Below are 14,936 nucleotides of genomic sequence, written 5' to 3'. Positions count from 1 at the left end.
ACCGTCCTGCGTCGAAGCGCTTCGACGTTCCGCCTCGAACCGATTCGACGCGGGACGAGCACCATCCAGCCGACTCCCCTGGAGGCATTGGATGTTGACGGCACGAAGGCGGACCGCGACCGCGGCGGTGATCCTCGCCGGATCGCTGCTCCTCGCCTCCTGCGGCGGCTCGGGCGGCAGCACGTCCGACGCGAAGACGCTGCGGCTGTGGCACTACGAGGCCCCGAACAGCGCGATGGGCATCGCCTGGAACGAGGCCATCAAGGAGTTCGAGGCGACCCATCCGGGCGTGAAGGTGAAGTACGAGGAGAAGAGCTTCGAGCAGATCCAGAAGACCGCGCAGATGGTCCTGAACTCCTCCGACGCCCCCGACATCATGGAGTACAACAAGGGCAACGCGACGGCGGGGCTCCTCTCCAAGCAGGGGCTCCTCACCGATCTGACCGCCGAGGCGGCCAAGCGCGGCTGGGACAGGAAGCTCAGCGCGGGCGTGCGCACCACCAGCCAGTACGACGCCGACGGCGTGATGGGCTCCGGCAAGTGGTACGGAGTGCCCAACTACGCCGAGTACACCATGGTTTATTACAACAAGGACCTGTTCGCGAAGTACGGGATCGCCGAGCCGAAGACGTTCGACGACCTGACCGCGGCGATGGACACGTTCGTCGCGAAGGGGGTCACCCCGCTCGCGAACGCCGGTTCCGAGTACGTGGCCCAGCAGTACCTCTACCAGCTGGCGCTCTCGAAGGCCGACCGCTCGTGGGTCGACGCCTACGAGCTGTACCAGGGCAAGGTCGACTTCCACGACCAGGCCTGGACCTACGCGGCGGACACCTTCGCCGACTGGGTGAAGAAGGGCTACCTCGCGAAGACGTCCTCCGGCACGACCGCCGAGCAGGCCGGGGTCTCCTTCATCCAGGGCAGGTCACCGATCCTGTTCTCCGGCAGCTGGTGGTACGGCCGCTTCCAGTCGGAGGCCAAGTTCGGCTGGGGCAGCTTCCTGTGGCCCGGCTCGAACCTCACCCTCGGCTCCGGCGGCAACCTGTGGGTCGTACCGAAGAACTCCGGGAACAAGGACCTCGCCTACGACTTCATCGACATCACCATGTCGAAGAAGATCCAGAACCTGCTCGGCAACAAGGGCGGAGTCCCGGTCGCGGCGGACGCGAGCGCCATCACCGACCCCAAGTCCAAGGAACTCATCGCCGATTTCAACACCGTCAGCAAGCGGGACGGCCTCGCCTTCTACCCCGACTGGCCGGTCGCCGGCTTCTACGACACCCTCGTCTCCGAGACCCAGAAGCTGATCACCGGCAGCGAGAAGCCGGACGCCTACCTGAGCAACCTCCAGACGGCGTACGACAAGGGCACCAAGTGAGGGTGCGCCGGGACTCGTACGCCCTGTTCCTCCTTCCCGGCGCCCTCGCCTTCCTCGCGGTCGTGGTCGTGCCGTTCCTGATGAACACGGGCGTGAGCTTCACCGACTGGCAGGGTGTGGGCAGCCCGCACTGGTCCGGGCTCGCCAACTACCGTGAGCTGCTGGACGACACGGAGTTCTGGGCGTCGTTCCGGCACAGCCTCTTCATGGTCGTGGCGATGGCCGCGCTCCCGACCGCGCTCGGACTCCTCCTCGCCGCCGCCCTGTTCGACTACGTCGGCAAGCACTTCGGCACCCGGATCGCGGCCGTCCTGCGTGCCTGCTTCTACCTCCCCCAGGTGCTGCCGGTCGCGGTCGCCGGCATCGTCTGGAGCTGGATCCTGGCCCCGGACGACGGCTCCCTCAACGCCCTCCTCAAGGCGGTCGGTCTGGGCTCCTGGCAGCAGGACTGGCTCGGCGACCCCGACCTCGCCCTGTACACGGTCATGGGCGTCCTCGTCTGGGTCCAACTCGGCTTCCCGCTGGTCGTCTTCATGGCCGGGCTCGGCCGCGTCGACCCCCAGCTGTACGAGGCGGCCGAGCTGGACGGCGCCGGCTGGTGGCGCCGCTTCCGGCACATCACGCTGCCGCAGCTCCGCCCCGAGGTGTACGTCGTCCTGACCTGGTGCACGATCGCCGCGCTCAAGGTCTTCGGCGCGGTGTACGTGCTGACCAAGGGCGGCCCGGGCGGCGCCACCGACGTGCCCTCCTACTTCTCCTTCACCACGTTCTTCGAGAAGACCCAGGTCGGCTACGGCTCGGCGATCTCCACCGTCCTCACGGTGATCATCCTGGCCCTGGCCGTGCTGGGCCTGAAGCTGCAGAGCCGGGTGGAGGAGTCATGACCGCCCTGCGCCGCTACCCGGTCCTCCTCGCCCTCTGCCTCGCCGCCCTCTTCATGGTCGTCCCGTTCCTGATCGTGGCGGTCAACGCGGTGAAGTCCCCGGCGGAGTACTCGCAGAACGGCCCGCTGAGCCTCCCCCACGGCCTCTACCTCGACGGCCTCAAGGACTTCTGGCAGCGCGTCGACTACAGCCGGAAGCTGGTCAACTCGGTCCTCATCAGCGGCTCGGTGGCCCTGCTCGGCACCGCCCTGTCCGTCCTCAACGCCTACGCGATCGGCGTCGGCCGGATCCGGGGCCGTACCTGGGTGCTGGCCTTCTTCGTGCTCGCCAACATGCTGCCGCAGGAGGCCCTGGTCTACCCGCTGTACTACCTCAGCAAGCAGGCCGGCCTCTACGACACCCGGCTCAGCGTGATCATCGTGTTCACGGTGATCCAGTCGGCGTTCGGCACGTATCTGCTCTCCGCCGTCCTGGGGCAGTTCCCGCGCGAGATCGTCGAGGCGGCCCGGATCGACGGCGCGAACAAGTGGCAGATCCTGGTCCGGATCGTCGTACCCGTCAGCCGCCCCACCCTCGGCGTGCTCCTGGTCTTCTTCTTCATCTGGACCTGGAACGAGTTCCTGCTCCCGCTGGTCATGCTCGTCTCCAACGACAACCAGACGGTGTCCGTCGCCCTCGGCGTCCTCCAGGGCCAGCGCCTGATGGACGCCACCATGACCAATGCAGCCGCGCTGCTCGGCGTGCTCCCGGCCATCGTCTTCTTCCTCGTCTTCCAGCGGACGCTCACCCGGGGGATCGCCGTGGGAGCCGTCAAATAGGAGGTTCGTGCGTGAAGTTCACCGACGGCTACTGGCTGCTGCGCGAGGGCGTCACCGCGGCCCACCCGGTCGAGGTCCTCGACGTCACGGCCACGGAAGGCGCCCTGGAGATCCACGCGCCGACCCAGCCCATCCGCCACCGCGGCGACCTGCTGAAGGGACCGGTCCTGACGATCAGCGCGCACACCCCGATGCCCGACGTCATCGGCGTCACCTTCACCCACTTCGAGGGCGAGCGGCCACGCGGCCCGCAGTTCGAGCTGCGGCGGGCCGACTTCGCCTCCCAGGTGTCGTACGACGACGAGTACGCGACCCTGACCTCCGGCTCGCTGACCCTGCGGCTGAGCCGGACCGCGCCCTGGCGGCTGGACTTCCGCTCCGCCGGCCGCACCCTCACCTCCAGCGGCCCCAAGGGCATGGGCATCATGCGAGACGCGGCGACGGGCGCCCACTATCTGCGCGAGCAACTCGGCCTCGGCGTCGGCACGTCCGTCTACGGGCTCGGCGAACGCTTCGGCCCGCTGGTCAAGAACGGCCAGGTCGTCGACATCTGGAACGCCGACGGCGGCACGGCCACCGAACAGGCCTACAAGAACGTCCCCTTCTACCTCACCGACGCGGGCTACGGCGTCTTCGTCGACCACCCGGGGAAGGTGTCGTTCGAGGTCGGCTCCGAGGCGGTGTCGCGGGTCCAGTTCAGCGTGGAGTCGCAGCAGTTGACGTACTACGTCATCCACGGCCCGACCCCGAAGGACATCCTGCGCAAGTACACGGCCCTGACCGGCCGCCCGGCGCTGCCGCCCGCCTGGTCCTTCGGCCTGTGGCTGTCGACCTCCTTCACCACCTCCTACGACGAGAAGACGGTGACGTCCTTCATCGACGGCATGCGGGAGCGCGAACTCCCGCTCTCCGTCTTCCACTTCGACTGCTTCTGGATGCGGGAGTTCAACTGGTGCGACTTCCGGTGGGACCCGCGGGTGTTCCCGGACCCGGAGGGGATGCTGGGGCGGCTGCACGAGCGCGGGCTGCGGGTGTGCGTGTGGATCAACCCATACATCGCGCAGCGGTCGCCGCTGTTCGCCGAGGGGAAGGAGCTGGGACACCTACTGCGGCGACCGGACGGGAGCGTGTGGCAGTGGGATCTGTGGCAGCCGGGGATGGCGCTGGTGGACTTCACGTCCCCGGCGGCGCGCGACTGGTACGCGGCCAAGCTGGAGGCGCTGCTCGCCCAGGGGGTCGACTGCTTCAAGACCGACTTCGGGGAACGGGTCCCGGTGGACGTGGCCTGGTCCGACGGCTCGGACCCGGAGCGGATGCACAACTACTACACGTACCTGTACAACCGGACCGTCTTCGAGGTGCTGCGCAAGCACCGGGGGGAGGCGGAGGCGGTGGTCTTCGCGCGGTCGGCGACGGCCGGGAGCCAGAAGTTCCCGGTGCACTGGGGCGGGGACTGCGAGGCGACCTACGAGTCGATGGCCGAGTCACTGCGCGGCGGGCTCTCGCTCGGCCTGTCCGGGTTCGGCTACTGGAGCCACGACATCGGCGGCTTCGAGGGCACCCCGTCACCGGCGCTGTTCAAGCGGTGGCTGGCCTTCGGGCTGCTCTCCTCGCACAGCAGGCTGCACGGGTCGTCGTCGTACCGGGTGCCGTGGCTGTTCGACGAGGAGGCCGTGGACGTGCTGCGGCACTTCACGCGGCTGAAGCTGAGCCTGATGCCGTACCTGTACGAGGCCGCGCGCACCGCCTCGGCGGAGGGGGTGCCGGTGATGCGGGCGATGGTGCTGGAGTTCCCGGACGATCCGGGGTGCGCGCATGTGGAGCGGCAGTACATGCTGGGGGCGGATGTGCTGGTGGCACCGGTGTTCGACGACGGGGGGTATGTGACCTATTACTGTCCGCGAGGCACCTGGACGCACTTCCTGACCGGCCGCACGGTCACCGGCCCCGGCTGGGTCCGCGAGCAGCACGACTTCCTCAGCGTCCCCCTCCTGGTCCGTCCCGGCGCGGTGATCCCGGTCGGCGCGGTGGCCGACCGCCCCGACTACGACCACGCCGACGGGGTGACCCTGCGGGCGTTCGGCCTCGACCGGGGCGCCCAGGTCACGGTGCCGGTCGGGGACGTCACCTTCACCGTCGTACGCGAGGGGGACACCCTGCGGGCCTCGTGCAGCGACCCGGCGGCGCCCTGGGCGCTGGCGGCCGGGGAGCGAACGGCGCGGGCCGCGGCAGGCACCGGGTTCCTCTCGCTGGAGCTGGGCTGATGGTGAAGATCACCGACGTGGCCCGGCACGCCGGGGTCTCCCCCAGCACCGTGTCCTACGCGCTCAGCGGCAAACGCCCGATCTCCGACGAGACCCGGCGCCGTATCGAGGCGTCCATCCGCGAACTGGGCTACCGCCCGCACGCCGGCGCCCGCGCGCTCGCCAGCAGCCGCGCCAACGTCCTCGCCCTGGTGATCCCGCTGCGCACCGGCATCCACGTCCCGGTGGTGATGCAGTTCGCGGTGTCCGTGGTGACTACGGCCCGCCGCTACGACCACGACGTGCTCCTCCTGACCCAGGAGGAGGGCGAGGAGGGCCTGCACCGGGTCGCCGACACGGCACTCGTCGACGCGCTGATCGTGATGGACGTCCAGCTCCACGACCCTCGGCTGCCGCTGCTGCGCGCCCTGGAACGCCCATCGGTGCTGATCGGCTTCCCTGCCGCCGCCGAGGGCCTGACCTGCGTCGACCTTGACTTCCGGGCCGCCGGCGAGCTGTGCGTGGAGCGGCTGGCGGGGCTCGGGCACCGGGTGGTCGCGCTGGTCGGCTCGCCGCCGGAGGTGTACGTCCGGGAGACCGCGTTCGCCCAGCGGGTCGTCCAGGGCTTCACGGCCGCCGCGGACCGCAACGGCATGGCGTCCTTGGTCCACCCGTGCGAGGCGACCCCGTCGGGGGCGAGGCAGGTCGCCGAGCAACTCCTGCGCGAGCAACCGGCGTTGACGGGAGTCGTCGTCCACAACGAGGCGGTCCTGGAGCCGTTGATCGACGCCTTCGAGCACCTCGGCCTCCGCGTCCCCACCGACCTGTCGGTCACCGCGATCTGCCCGGACGACCTGGCGGCGGAGCTGCGTGTACCGGTGACCTCCGTGGCTCTGCCCGCCGCGGAACTCGGCGAACGGGCGGCGGAGTTGCTGATGCGCAAGCTCGACGGCGACCCGGACGTGCCCGAGGCGACACTGCTGGCGCCCCGACTGACGGAACGGGCGAGCACGGCACCGCGCCAGGCTCCCTGACCGCACGCCTCCGAGGGATCGGTCAGCGTTCGGCGTGCGGATCGGCCAGGTCGGCGACGTGTTCCCGGCCGTAGCCGAACCGGTCGCCGAGTGCCGTCCAGCGGGCGTACTGCTCGTCGGTGACCCGTACGTCGTAGGCCCTGACGTATCGGAGCAGCAGACGGAAGCCGAGGTCGGGATCGACCTGCTCGACGACCTGCTCAAGCGCGGGAACCACCGTGCGGGAGCGTTCGAACCACGGGCTGGTGCAGGCGCCGTACCAGGGGAAGTCGTGCACGGCGCGGGTCAGGGCGGGGGCGATCTCGCCCAGTTCCCGCAGGACCACGTCCAGCGTCTCCGGGCCGACCGGCGGGGGTGCGCCGACGGTGAACCCGGGGTCTATCTCCCGAAGGAGTCCGGCGCACACCTCCGCGATCCGGTGGAGCCACTGCCGCGCTCCCACACCCTCGTCCTGCGGGATGTAGCCACGGACCGACGCCACCAGCCAGAGCGCGGTGAGGGCGTCGTCGGACATCGGTGACCGGGACAGCCGCAGTGCGTCCTGCAGCAGCGCGTACGCCGAGGTACCCGGCACAAGGCCGACGTAGTCGGAGGCCACACCGCGAATGCCCTCGTCGACCGTGTAGGAGTACTGCCACTCGCCGTCGAATCGGCCGGCGAGGTACGAGAACCCGAAGTCGTACTCGAAACGCCGCGGCAGCGAGACGTCGTCGTAGCGGGGCCAGCGCACATCGAGCCCGACGTGCACGAGGAACCCCGGGTAGCCGAACGCCTCGCCGATCGTCAGGTACCGGTCGTACCGCTCCAGGGAGACGGCGACCGGGGTCTCCTTCATGACCCGCAGGAACAGCCGGAAACCGAGGTCGGCATCCACTTCGGCGGCCACGCGTTCCAGCGCGGCCCCGACGTCCGGGCCCGTCAGCAGGTGCGACACGGCTCTCACCTCGGCGCACACGGCTTTCCTCGTCGCCGGTTCGTCCACCGTGACCATGGGCGGTATGCCGTCGAGGAACGTGTCATCCGAGGGGAGGCCGGCGGCTTCCCGGGCGATCCGGTCCTCGGCCGACTCCACGATCCGGCGGAGCAGGGCGGGAACGTCCGGCCCGGGGTCCTCGCCCGCTCCGGCCCGCCACACCGTCCGGAGGGTTTCGGCCGGAAGGCCGGAGTCCAGCAGCAGCCGGGCATCGTCCCGCAGGGCACGGGCGTCGTCGGCGTCCCCGTCCGGCCCCATGGGTGTCAGACTCGTCCCAGGCTTCGCGATCAGCAGGCTGATCCCGAAGTCCCCCTCGAAGTTCCAGAAGCGTGCTTCCCGTGGTTCTTCCATGGGTTCCTCTCGGAGAGGTCTTCGTGGGCCGCCGGATCCTCCGGCTCGTGCAGCGGAGACGGCTCGCCCCGCGCCTGCACGAGCAGGCTCCCTGGTTCTTCGGACGTCGTGCGCGGACACGACGAGGGCCCGGTGGTCGGTGACCACCGGGCCCTCGCAACATGGAGATTGTGGAGATGGCGGGAATCGAACCCGCGTCCAACGGTGCAGAATCAGGGCTTCTCCGTGTGCAGTTCGCTGTGATTTTCTCGGCCCCGGCAATCACGCGAACAAGTCGCCGACGGGCCCAGTCACTGTTTGATTTCCCATCCGACCCCGTGACCGGGCCGGATGGTTTAGTCCCCTAGATTATGCCAGGGTCCGGGTCGGGAACATCCCCGGTCTGACACCCGTTAGGGCCTTCACTCACTGCTTATTAGGCAGCGAGGGCGAAGGCGCGGGAATCGCTCTTGGAATTGGCGATTATTGGTTGCGACATATGGTTAACGAGATCATTGCCGCTTCCTCGACACGCTTCCCCTGCTTCGACATCCGCTGTCGAAACCGATCATCCCCATGTTGTTTTTTCAAACCCCTCCGAGGAGGGTGCGCACCCGCTGTGAGGTGCAGTGCCATCGTACGTGAACAACGAGCGACGTGGCCACCGTATTCCGGCGGTGTTCCGCCCTACGAGCCCCGCTGCCTGCGCTTGGCCGCCGCGATCGCGCGGTCCGACTCCCGCCGGTCCTGCTGCTCCCGCAGGGTCTGCCGCTTGTCGTACTCCTTCTTGCCTCGCGCGAGCGCGATCTCGGCCTTGGCCCGGCCGTCCTTGAAGTAGATCGCGAGGGGCACGATCGTATGACCGGTCTCCTGGGACTGGGCCTCCAGCTTGTCGATCTCCTCCCGGTGCAGCAGCAGCTTGCGCTTGCGGCGCACCGAGTGGTTGGTCCAGGTGCCCTGGCTGTACTCGGGGATGTGGGCGTTGTGCAGCCACGCCTCGTTCCCGTCGATCTGCACGAAGCCGTCGGTGAGCGAGGTGCGGCCCTGACGCAGCGACTTCACCTCGGTGCCGGACAGCACGATGCCGGCCTCGTAGGTGTCGATGATCGCGTAGTCGTGCCGCGCCTTCTTGTTCTGCGCGACGATCTTGCGCTTGCCGCCCTTCTCGCCGTCCCTGGCTTTGGCGGCCGTCCCCTGCTGCTTCTGCTGGGACTCTTTCGGTACGTACATTCCCTTGGCCATAGTGCCCTCCATTTTCGCACTACGGAGGGGGTGCGGGGGAAGCGGATTAGCGGCGGGTCCCGCAGCCGCCCCTACGACGGATCGCCCAGGCCGCTCAGCACGGTCTCCGCCCGCTCCAGCGCCCCGGAGGACACCTCCAGGTCGGGGGTGATGCCCCGGCCGTCGACGGTGTGGCCGGACGGGGTGCGGTAGTGGCCGACGGTGAGCTCGGCGACCGAGCCGTCGGGGAGCCGGGTCGGCATCTGGATGGAGCCCTTGCCGAAGGTGCGGGAGCCGAGGACGACCGCACGGCCGCGGTCCTGGAGGGCGCCGGTGAGCATCTCGGCCGCGCTCATCGTGCCGCCGTCGACCAGCGCGACCAGGGGTCTCGCGGTGTCGCCGCCGGGCTCCGCGTGCAGGGAGCGCTCGGCGCCGTCGACGTCGTAGGTGGCGACCAGGCCGCCGTCGAGGAAGGCGGAGGCGGCGGTGACGGCCTCGCTGACCAGACCGCCGGAGTTGCCGCGCAGGTCGAGGACGATCCCGCCGTCGGCCGGGGCCTGCCGGACCGCGGTGCGCACCAGCTCCCCGGAGCCCCTGGTGAAGGCCGAGATTCTGATGACGGTGATGCCGGCGCTCAGCTTGCGGACGGTCACCGAGTCCGTCGACAGCAGGGCCCGGCGCAGCGTCTCGCTCCACGCGCGCGTGCCGCGTTCGAGACCGAGGGTGACGGTCGTACCGGCGCGGGCGTCGGTGGCGTCACCGCGCAGTAACGAGACGACGTCGGTGACGGGCCGCCCGTCGACGTCCTCGCCGTCGATGCTGCGCAGCCGGTCGCCCTTGCTGATGCCCGCCTCGGCCGCGGGCGAGCCGGCCTGCACCTTGGTCACGTCGATCCGCCCGTCCGCCGTCCGCCGGGCCCACAGCCCCACGCCCGTGTACTGGCCGTCGAGCGCTTCCTCGAACTCCTGGTACTCGCCCTCGGAGTAGACCGCGGCCCACCGGTCCCCGCTGCGGCTGACCGCCCGTTCGGCGGCCTCCATGGGGGACTTGCCGTCGGCCATCGCCTCGGCGGCGGCCTTCGCGACGTCCTCGTGCCCGGCGGTCGCGCGGGCGGCCCCGGCGGGCGTCTTGCGGTCCGACTGCCCGGGGTCGGGAAACGCCCCGGTGGCCGCCCCGGTCACCAACAGCCCTGCGAACACCAACGTCAGAGCCGCCCCCCGGCGAACCCGGCGGGGCTGACAGAACAGCTCTCGGCCTGACATGCCGGTGAGTCTAGGACAAGGCAAGAGGGCCGCACGGGCTGTTGCCCGTACGACCCTCTTGTCGTGCGTCACACCTTCAGGTACTTGCGCAGCGCGAAGAACGCGGCAAGCGCGGGCATCAGCAGGCTCGTTGCGAGGATGAGCGGGAGCTTGGTCAACACCGCGTCCCAGCCGATGAAGTTGATCAAGTTCAGCTTGTGGGACAGGTCCAGGCCGTGGTCGATGATGAAGTACCGGGCGATCACCAGGAATCCGCAGGCGACCGTGCCGCCGATCAGGCCGGCGACGGCGGCCTCCGCGATGAACGGGGCCTGGATGTAGAAGCCGGAGGCGCCGACCAGGCGCATGATGCCGGTCTCGCGCCGACGGCTGAACGCGGAGACGCGCACCGTGTTGACGATCAGCATCAGGGCGACCACCAGCATCAGGGCCATGACCATGCGGGCCGCCCAGTTCATGCCGTTGAGCAGGCCGAAGAGGTTGTCGAGGATGCCCTTCTGGTCCTGGACCGACTGGACGCCGTCACGCCCGTCGAAGGCGGTCGCCACGACCTGGTACTTCTCCGGGTCCTTGAGCTTGATCCGGTACGACTCCTGCATCTGGTCCGGCGTGAGGGAGTCGGCGAGCGGCGAGTCGCCGAACTGCTCCTTGTAGTGCTTGTACGCCTCGTCCTGCGACTCGTAGGTGACCTTCTCGACCACGGTCATCTTGCCGAGGTCGGCCTGGATCTGCTTCTTCTGGTCCTCGGTCACCGCGCCCTTGGCACAGTTGGGGTCGGACTCGGCGTCGCTCTTGTTGCAGAGGAAGATCGAGACGTTGACCTTGTCGTACCAGTAGCCCTTCATGGTGTTGACCTGGTCGCTCATCAGGAGCGAACCGCCGAAGAGCGCCAGGGACAGGGCGACCGAGACGACGACCGCGAAGGTCATCGTCAGATTGCGGCGGAGACCGACTCCGATCTCCGACATTACGAACGAGGCGCGCATGGCGTCGGGTTATGCCTTTCCGTCAGTGCTGGTAGCCGTAGACGCCGCGGGCCTGGTCGCGGACGAGACGGCCCTTCTCCAGCTCGATGACGCGCTTGCGCATCTGGTCGACGATGTTCTGGTCGTGGGTGGCCATGATCACGGTGGTGCCGGTCCGGTTGATGCGGTCCAGCAGCTTCATGATGCCGACCGAGGTCTGCGGGTCGAGGTTGCCCGTCGGCTCGTCCGCGATCAGCAGCTTGGGCCGGTTCACGAAGGCACGCGCGATGGCCACACGCTGCTGCTCGCCGCCGGACAGCTCGCCGGGCCTGCGGTCCTCCTTGCCGCCGAGCCCGACGAGGTCGAGCACCTGGGGCACGGACTTGCGGATCTCGCCCTTCGACTTGCCGATGACCTCCTGGGCGAAGGCCACGTTCTCGGCGACCGTCTTGTTGGGCAGCAGGCGGAAGTCCTGGAAGACCGTCCCGAGCTGGCGGCGCATCTGCGGCACCTTCCAGTTGGACAGCCGGGCGAGGTCCTTGCCGAGGACGTGCACCTGGCCGTGGCTGCACCGCTCCTCGCGGAGGATCAGCCGCAGGAAGGTGGACTTTCCGGAGCCGGAGGACCCCACGAGGAAGACGAACTCGCCCTTCTCCACTTCCAGGGAGACATCCCTGAGTGCGGGGTGGGTCTGCTTGGGGTAGACCTTGGAGACATTGTCGAATCGGATCACGGATGCACCACGGGTCGCCGGGGGTAGATGAGCGTGACCATACGCGAGTCGGGTGAGGAAGCGCAGGCGCCGGTCACGGTTGGGTGAGGCTTGTGCGGTTTTGTTCCGGGGCAGTCCTTCCGGAGCGCCCTGGAGTGCCGGGGCGAGGTCCGCGGACGGCCGCGCTCTTTCCGGGGGAACCTGGCACAGTGGGAGGGGAACGTTCTCGTTCCGCGGAGCGTTGGATGGGTATTGGCCGGTGCAAGGAGGGTGAGCGCATGACGTACGACCGGTTGGTGTGCGCGAACTGCGCGGCGCCCGTGAGCGAAGGCCGGTGCCCCGTGTGCCGTGCCAATCGCGAGCGTCTTCAGCAGGAGAATTTCCTCGGCGGTCTGAACCCGATGGCACTCATCGGGCTGCTGGCGGTACTGATCGCCGCGGTGGCGCTGCTGGCGGCGCACCAGACCGCGTAACGAAGCTCACACGCGACGCTCACCCAGGAGCGACCGAAGGGCCCTGAGCCATTGCTCGGGGCCCTTCGTCCGCTACGAGGCGCGTACGCTCCGTGAGCGTCCGGCTACCGTCAGACGGCAGCGCCGCCACGGCCGCCCACGAGGCGCGGCAGGATGCGGAAGCCGATACCGCCGGCGATCATCGTGGCGGCACCGACGAGGAGGAAGGCCGTCTGCCCGGCACCGGTCTCGGCGAGCTGCTTGCCGCCACCCTGGGCCTCGGTGTTCGAGGACCCGGTGTCGGTGAGGGCGGAGGAGCCGGCCTCCTGCGCGGAGGTACCGGAGTTGCCGTCGGTGCCGGTACCGCCGGAGGTCGAGCCGCCGGTGGAGGACCCACCGGTGGACGAGCCACCCGTGGACGACCCGCCGCTCGTCGACCCGCCGCTGTCACCGCTGCCGCCGGTGGTCGAACCACCGGTGGTCGAGCCACCCGTGGTCGAACCGCCGGTGTCCGTACCACCGGTGTCGGTACCACCGGTGTCGGTACCACCGGTGTCGGTACCACCGGTGTCGGTACCACCGGTGTCGGTGCCGCCAGTGTCGGTGCCACCGGTGTCCGTACCACCCGTGTCGGTACCACCCGTGTCGGTACCGCCGGTGTCCGTGCCACCGGTGTCGGTACCGCCGGTGTCCGTACCACCCGTGTCGGTACCACCGGTGTCGTTGCAGGTCGGGTCGACGACGATGTCGCAGGGCGAGCCCGTGCCGCCGTCGTCGTCGCCGGTGTCCACGGTCGCGCTGACACCGCTGTCGGTCACGCTCACGCCGATGTCCAGGGCGGAAGCGGCACCGGCGGCCGTGAGAGAGGCGCCGGCTGCGATCACTGCGCCGGCGGCTATCCGCGCGACGCGGAGACGCGTCTTCTTCGTCATATGGTTGCTACCCCCAGTAGCTGATCGTCTGTGCGGCGGCGCTCGGGGCCGGTGCTCGACGGAGACAGCTACGAATATTCAAGGCCCCCGGTTCACATGCGCCCCAGAGATACGCATGCCAGACTTCACCCTTCCCATTTTCCAAGAGCACGTCAAGGGCGTTGCGCGCGCGATGTCCAGTTGCGCACCCAATGCCGGGAGTTGAAGTGTGTGAGTGTGACGTAAAACCCAGACATACGAGAACTGCCGCCACTGGGGCGGCAGTTCCGGGTCGGTCGACTCACCGTGGGCAAGTCGACAAAGTTACTTCTCCTGCTGCTTGCGCCAGCGAATTCCGGCCTCCAGGAAGCCGTCGATCTCGCCATTGAACACGGCCTCGGGGTTGCCGACTTCGTACTCGGTCCGCAGGTCCTTGACCATCTGGTACGGGTGCAGCACGTACGACCGCATCTGGTTGCCCCAGGAGTTGCCGCCGTCGCCCTTGAGGGCATCCATCTTGGCCTGTTCCTCCTGGCGGCGCCGTTCGAGGAGCTTGGCCTGGAGGACGTTCATCGCGGTGGCCTTGTTCTGGATCTGCGACCGCTCGTTCTGGCAGGAGACCACGATGCCGGTGGGGAGGTGGGTGAGGCGCACCGCGGAGTCGGTGGTGTTCACGCCCTGGCCGCCGGGCCCGGAGGACCGGTAGACGTCCACCCGCAGCTCGGACTCGTCGATCTCGATGTGGTCGGTCTGCTCGACCACGGGCAGCACCTCGACGCCCGCGAAGGAGGTCTGGCGCCGGCCCTGGTTGTCGTAGGGCGAGATCCGGACGAGCCGGTGGGTGCCCTGCTCCACGGAGAGGGTGCCGTAGGCGTACGGCACCTGCACGGCGAAGGTGGTCGACTTGATGCCGGCCTCTTCGGCGTACGACGTCTCGATGAGCTCCGTCTTGTAGCCCTTCTGCTCCGCCCACCGCAGGTACATGCGCTGCAGCTTCTCGGCGAAGTCGGCGGCGTCGACGCCACCGGCCTCGGCGCGGATGTTCACGAGCGCCTCGCGGGAGTCGTACTCCCCGCTGAGCAGGGTGCGGACCTCCATCTCGTCCAGCGCCTTCTTGACGGCGGAGAGCTCGGACTCGGCCTCGGCGCGGGTGTCCGGGTCGTCCTCCTCGTCGGCCATCTCGAAGAGCACGGAGAGATCGTCGATCCGTCCGCGCAGCGCCTCCGCCTTCCTGACCTCGGCCTGGAGGTGGCTCAGCTTGCTGGTGATCTTCTGCGCCTCGTCCGGGTTGTCCCACAGGGACGGCGCGGCCGCCTGCTCCTCGAGCACGGCGATGTCTGCCCTCAGCTTGTCGAGGTCCAGAACGGCCTCGATCGACTCCATGGTCGAGGAGAGGGACTTGAGCTCTTCGGATACATCGACGACTGCCACGCCTCCAGCGTAACGGCTCCGCCAACCGAGCATGGCCGACGGGCATCCCCACCCACCCGGCCCCGACCGGACCCGGCCCCTGACGGGGTCCGCTCTCCACCGGGTCCGTGCCGCTACCCCTTGTCACCCACCGATCCGGGCCGACGACCACTTCTGCGACGGGGTCCGGAGCAGAGCCCCGCGCCGGCGGCCCCACGGCCTACCCGGCCGAGCGATCCGGGGCGGAGCCCCATGGCGGTGGATTGCCGCCTACCGAGCCGGACAGGCACCCACTACCGAACCGGTCAGCCGACCGCTCCCCCTCGCCGCCCGGGGCAAAGCG

At 69.0% G+C, this 14,936-nt stretch carries 13 protein-coding genes and 1 other RNA gene; 6 read left to right on the top strand and 8 right to left on the bottom strand.

Going from position 1 to position 14,936, the window contains the following annotated elements; all coding sequences use genetic code 11:
- Positions 1–91: 91 nt before the first annotated feature.
- The 5 genes from AB0D74_RS16455 to AB0D74_RS16435 are packed head-to-tail and all read left to right on the top strand — an operon-like array spanning position 92 to position 6,357.
- Positions 92–1,378 carry an extracellular solute-binding protein gene (locus AB0D74_RS16455; protein WP_362586175.1) on the top strand — a complete coding sequence of 429 codons (1,287 nt, stop codon included), beginning with the start codon at positions 92–94 and terminating at the stop codon, positions 1,376–1,378.
- A complete protein-coding gene (locus AB0D74_RS16450; protein ID WP_362586172.1) occupies positions 1,375–2,262 on the top strand; it encodes a sugar ABC transporter permease in 888 nt (295 codons plus the stop codon). Before AB0D74_RS16455 ends, AB0D74_RS16450 begins: the two co-directional genes overlap by 4 nt.
- Entirely contained in the window at positions 2,259–3,080 is an 822-nt protein-coding gene (locus tag AB0D74_RS16445) for a carbohydrate ABC transporter permease (protein ID WP_362586169.1), read from the top strand. The genes AB0D74_RS16450 and AB0D74_RS16445 overlap by 4 nt, the downstream gene beginning before the upstream one ends.
- An 11-nt stretch (positions 3,081–3,091) precedes the next feature.
- Entirely contained in the window at positions 3,092–5,344 is a 2,253-nt protein-coding gene (gene yicI / locus AB0D74_RS16440) for an alpha-xylosidase (RefSeq protein ID WP_362586166.1), read from the top strand.
- Positions 5,344–6,357, top strand: coding sequence for a LacI family DNA-binding transcriptional regulator (locus AB0D74_RS16435; protein ID WP_362586162.1), 1,014 nt, complete (start codon positions 5,344–5,346; stop codon positions 6,355–6,357). Before yicI ends, AB0D74_RS16435 begins: the two co-directional genes overlap by 1 nt.
- Before the next feature lie 22 nt (positions 6,358–6,379).
- Here the strand turns inward: AB0D74_RS16435 and AB0D74_RS16430 are convergent, their stop codons facing one another.
- The 6 genes from AB0D74_RS16430 to ftsE form a co-directional block, all read right to left on the bottom strand.
- Entirely contained in the window at positions 6,380–7,681 is a 1,302-nt protein-coding gene (locus tag AB0D74_RS16430; protein WP_362586159.1) for a hypothetical protein, read from the bottom strand.
- 168 nt (positions 7,682–7,849) lie between these two features.
- Positions 7,850–8,236: a transfer-messenger RNA gene (gene ssrA, locus AB0D74_RS16425) on the bottom strand.
- Between the two features lie 111 nt (positions 8,237–8,347).
- Positions 8,348–8,890, bottom strand: a complete 543-nt coding sequence (smpB, locus tag AB0D74_RS16420) for an SsrA-binding protein SmpB (protein WP_362586839.1) — start codon at positions 8,888–8,890, stop codon at positions 8,348–8,350.
- 83 nt (positions 8,891–8,973) lie between these two features.
- Entirely contained in the window at positions 8,974–10,143 is a 1,170-nt protein-coding gene (locus AB0D74_RS16415) for a S41 family peptidase (protein ID WP_362586156.1), read from the bottom strand.
- A gap of 68 nt (positions 10,144–10,211) precedes the next feature.
- Positions 10,212–11,129, bottom strand: a complete 918-nt coding sequence (gene ftsX / locus AB0D74_RS16410) for a permease-like cell division protein FtsX (protein ID WP_362586153.1) — start codon at positions 11,127–11,129, stop codon at positions 10,212–10,214.
- 22 nt (positions 11,130–11,151) lie between these two features.
- Positions 11,152–11,841: a cell division ATP-binding protein FtsE gene (gene ftsE, locus AB0D74_RS16405; protein WP_187749347.1), complete on the bottom strand. Its 690-nt coding sequence runs from the start codon at positions 11,839–11,841 to the stop codon at positions 11,152–11,154.
- 257 nt (positions 11,842–12,098) lie between these two features.
- Between ftsE and AB0D74_RS16400 the strand changes: the two genes are divergently transcribed.
- Complete coding sequence (locus AB0D74_RS16400; protein ID WP_351718154.1) at positions 12,099–12,293, top strand: hypothetical protein; 195 nt, start codon at positions 12,099–12,101, stop codon at positions 12,291–12,293.
- A 110-nt stretch (positions 12,294–12,403) separates the two neighbouring features.
- Here AB0D74_RS16400 and AB0D74_RS16395 read toward each other — a convergent pair whose 3' ends face one another.
- Together AB0D74_RS16395 and prfB are read right to left on the bottom strand one after the other, a co-directional pair.
- Positions 12,404–13,204 (bottom strand): hypothetical protein, encoded by an 801-nt coding sequence (locus AB0D74_RS16395; protein ID WP_362586149.1) that lies wholly within the window; start codon positions 13,202–13,204, stop codon positions 12,404–12,406.
- Positions 13,205–13,507: 303 nt separating this feature from the next.
- Positions 13,508–14,614 carry a peptide chain release factor 2 gene (prfB, locus tag AB0D74_RS16390; protein ID WP_362586146.1) on the bottom strand — a complete coding sequence of 369 codons (1,107 nt, stop codon included), beginning with the start codon at positions 14,612–14,614 and terminating at the stop codon, positions 13,508–13,510.
- Between the last annotated feature and the right edge of the window lie 322 nt (positions 14,615–14,936).

It is taken from the genome of Streptomyces sp. NPDC048278 (assembly GCF_040652195.1).
Classification (GTDB): Bacteria; Actinomycetota; Actinomycetes; order Streptomycetales; family Streptomycetaceae; genus Streptomyces.
Note: the sequence above shows the minus strand (reverse complement) of the source record. Positions and strands in the feature narration are given on the sequence as shown.

Coding starts and splice junctions, on each gene's coding strand:
- AB0D74_RS16430 (WP_362586159.1), bottom strand. CDS start 7,681: ATGGAAGAACCACGGGAAGCACGCTTCTGGAACTTCGAGGGGGACTTC.
- AB0D74_RS16455 (WP_362586175.1), top strand. CDS start 92: ATGTTGACGGCACGAAGGCGGACCGCGACCGCGGCGGTGATCCTCGCC.
- ftsX (WP_362586153.1), bottom strand. CDS start 11,129: ATGCGCGCCTCGTTCGTAATGTCGGAGATCGGAGTCGGTCTCCGCCGC.
- AB0D74_RS16395 (WP_362586149.1), bottom strand. CDS start 13,204: ATGACGAAGAAGACGCGTCTCCGCGTCGCGCGGATAGCCGCCGGCGCA.
- AB0D74_RS16415 (WP_362586156.1), bottom strand. CDS start 10,143: ATGTCAGGCCGAGAGCTGTTCTGTCAGCCCCGCCGGGTTCGCCGGGGG.
- AB0D74_RS16400 (WP_351718154.1), top strand. CDS start 12,099: ATGACGTACGACCGGTTGGTGTGCGCGAACTGCGCGGCGCCCGTGAGC.
- AB0D74_RS16435 (WP_362586162.1), top strand. CDS start 5,344: ATGGTGAAGATCACCGACGTGGCCCGGCACGCCGGGGTCTCCCCCAGC.
- smpB (WP_362586839.1), bottom strand. CDS start 8,890: ATGTACGTACCGAAAGAGTCCCAGCAGAAGCAGCAGGGGACGGCCGCC.
- AB0D74_RS16445 (WP_362586169.1), top strand. CDS start 2,259: ATGACCGCCCTGCGCCGCTACCCGGTCCTCCTCGCCCTCTGCCTCGCC.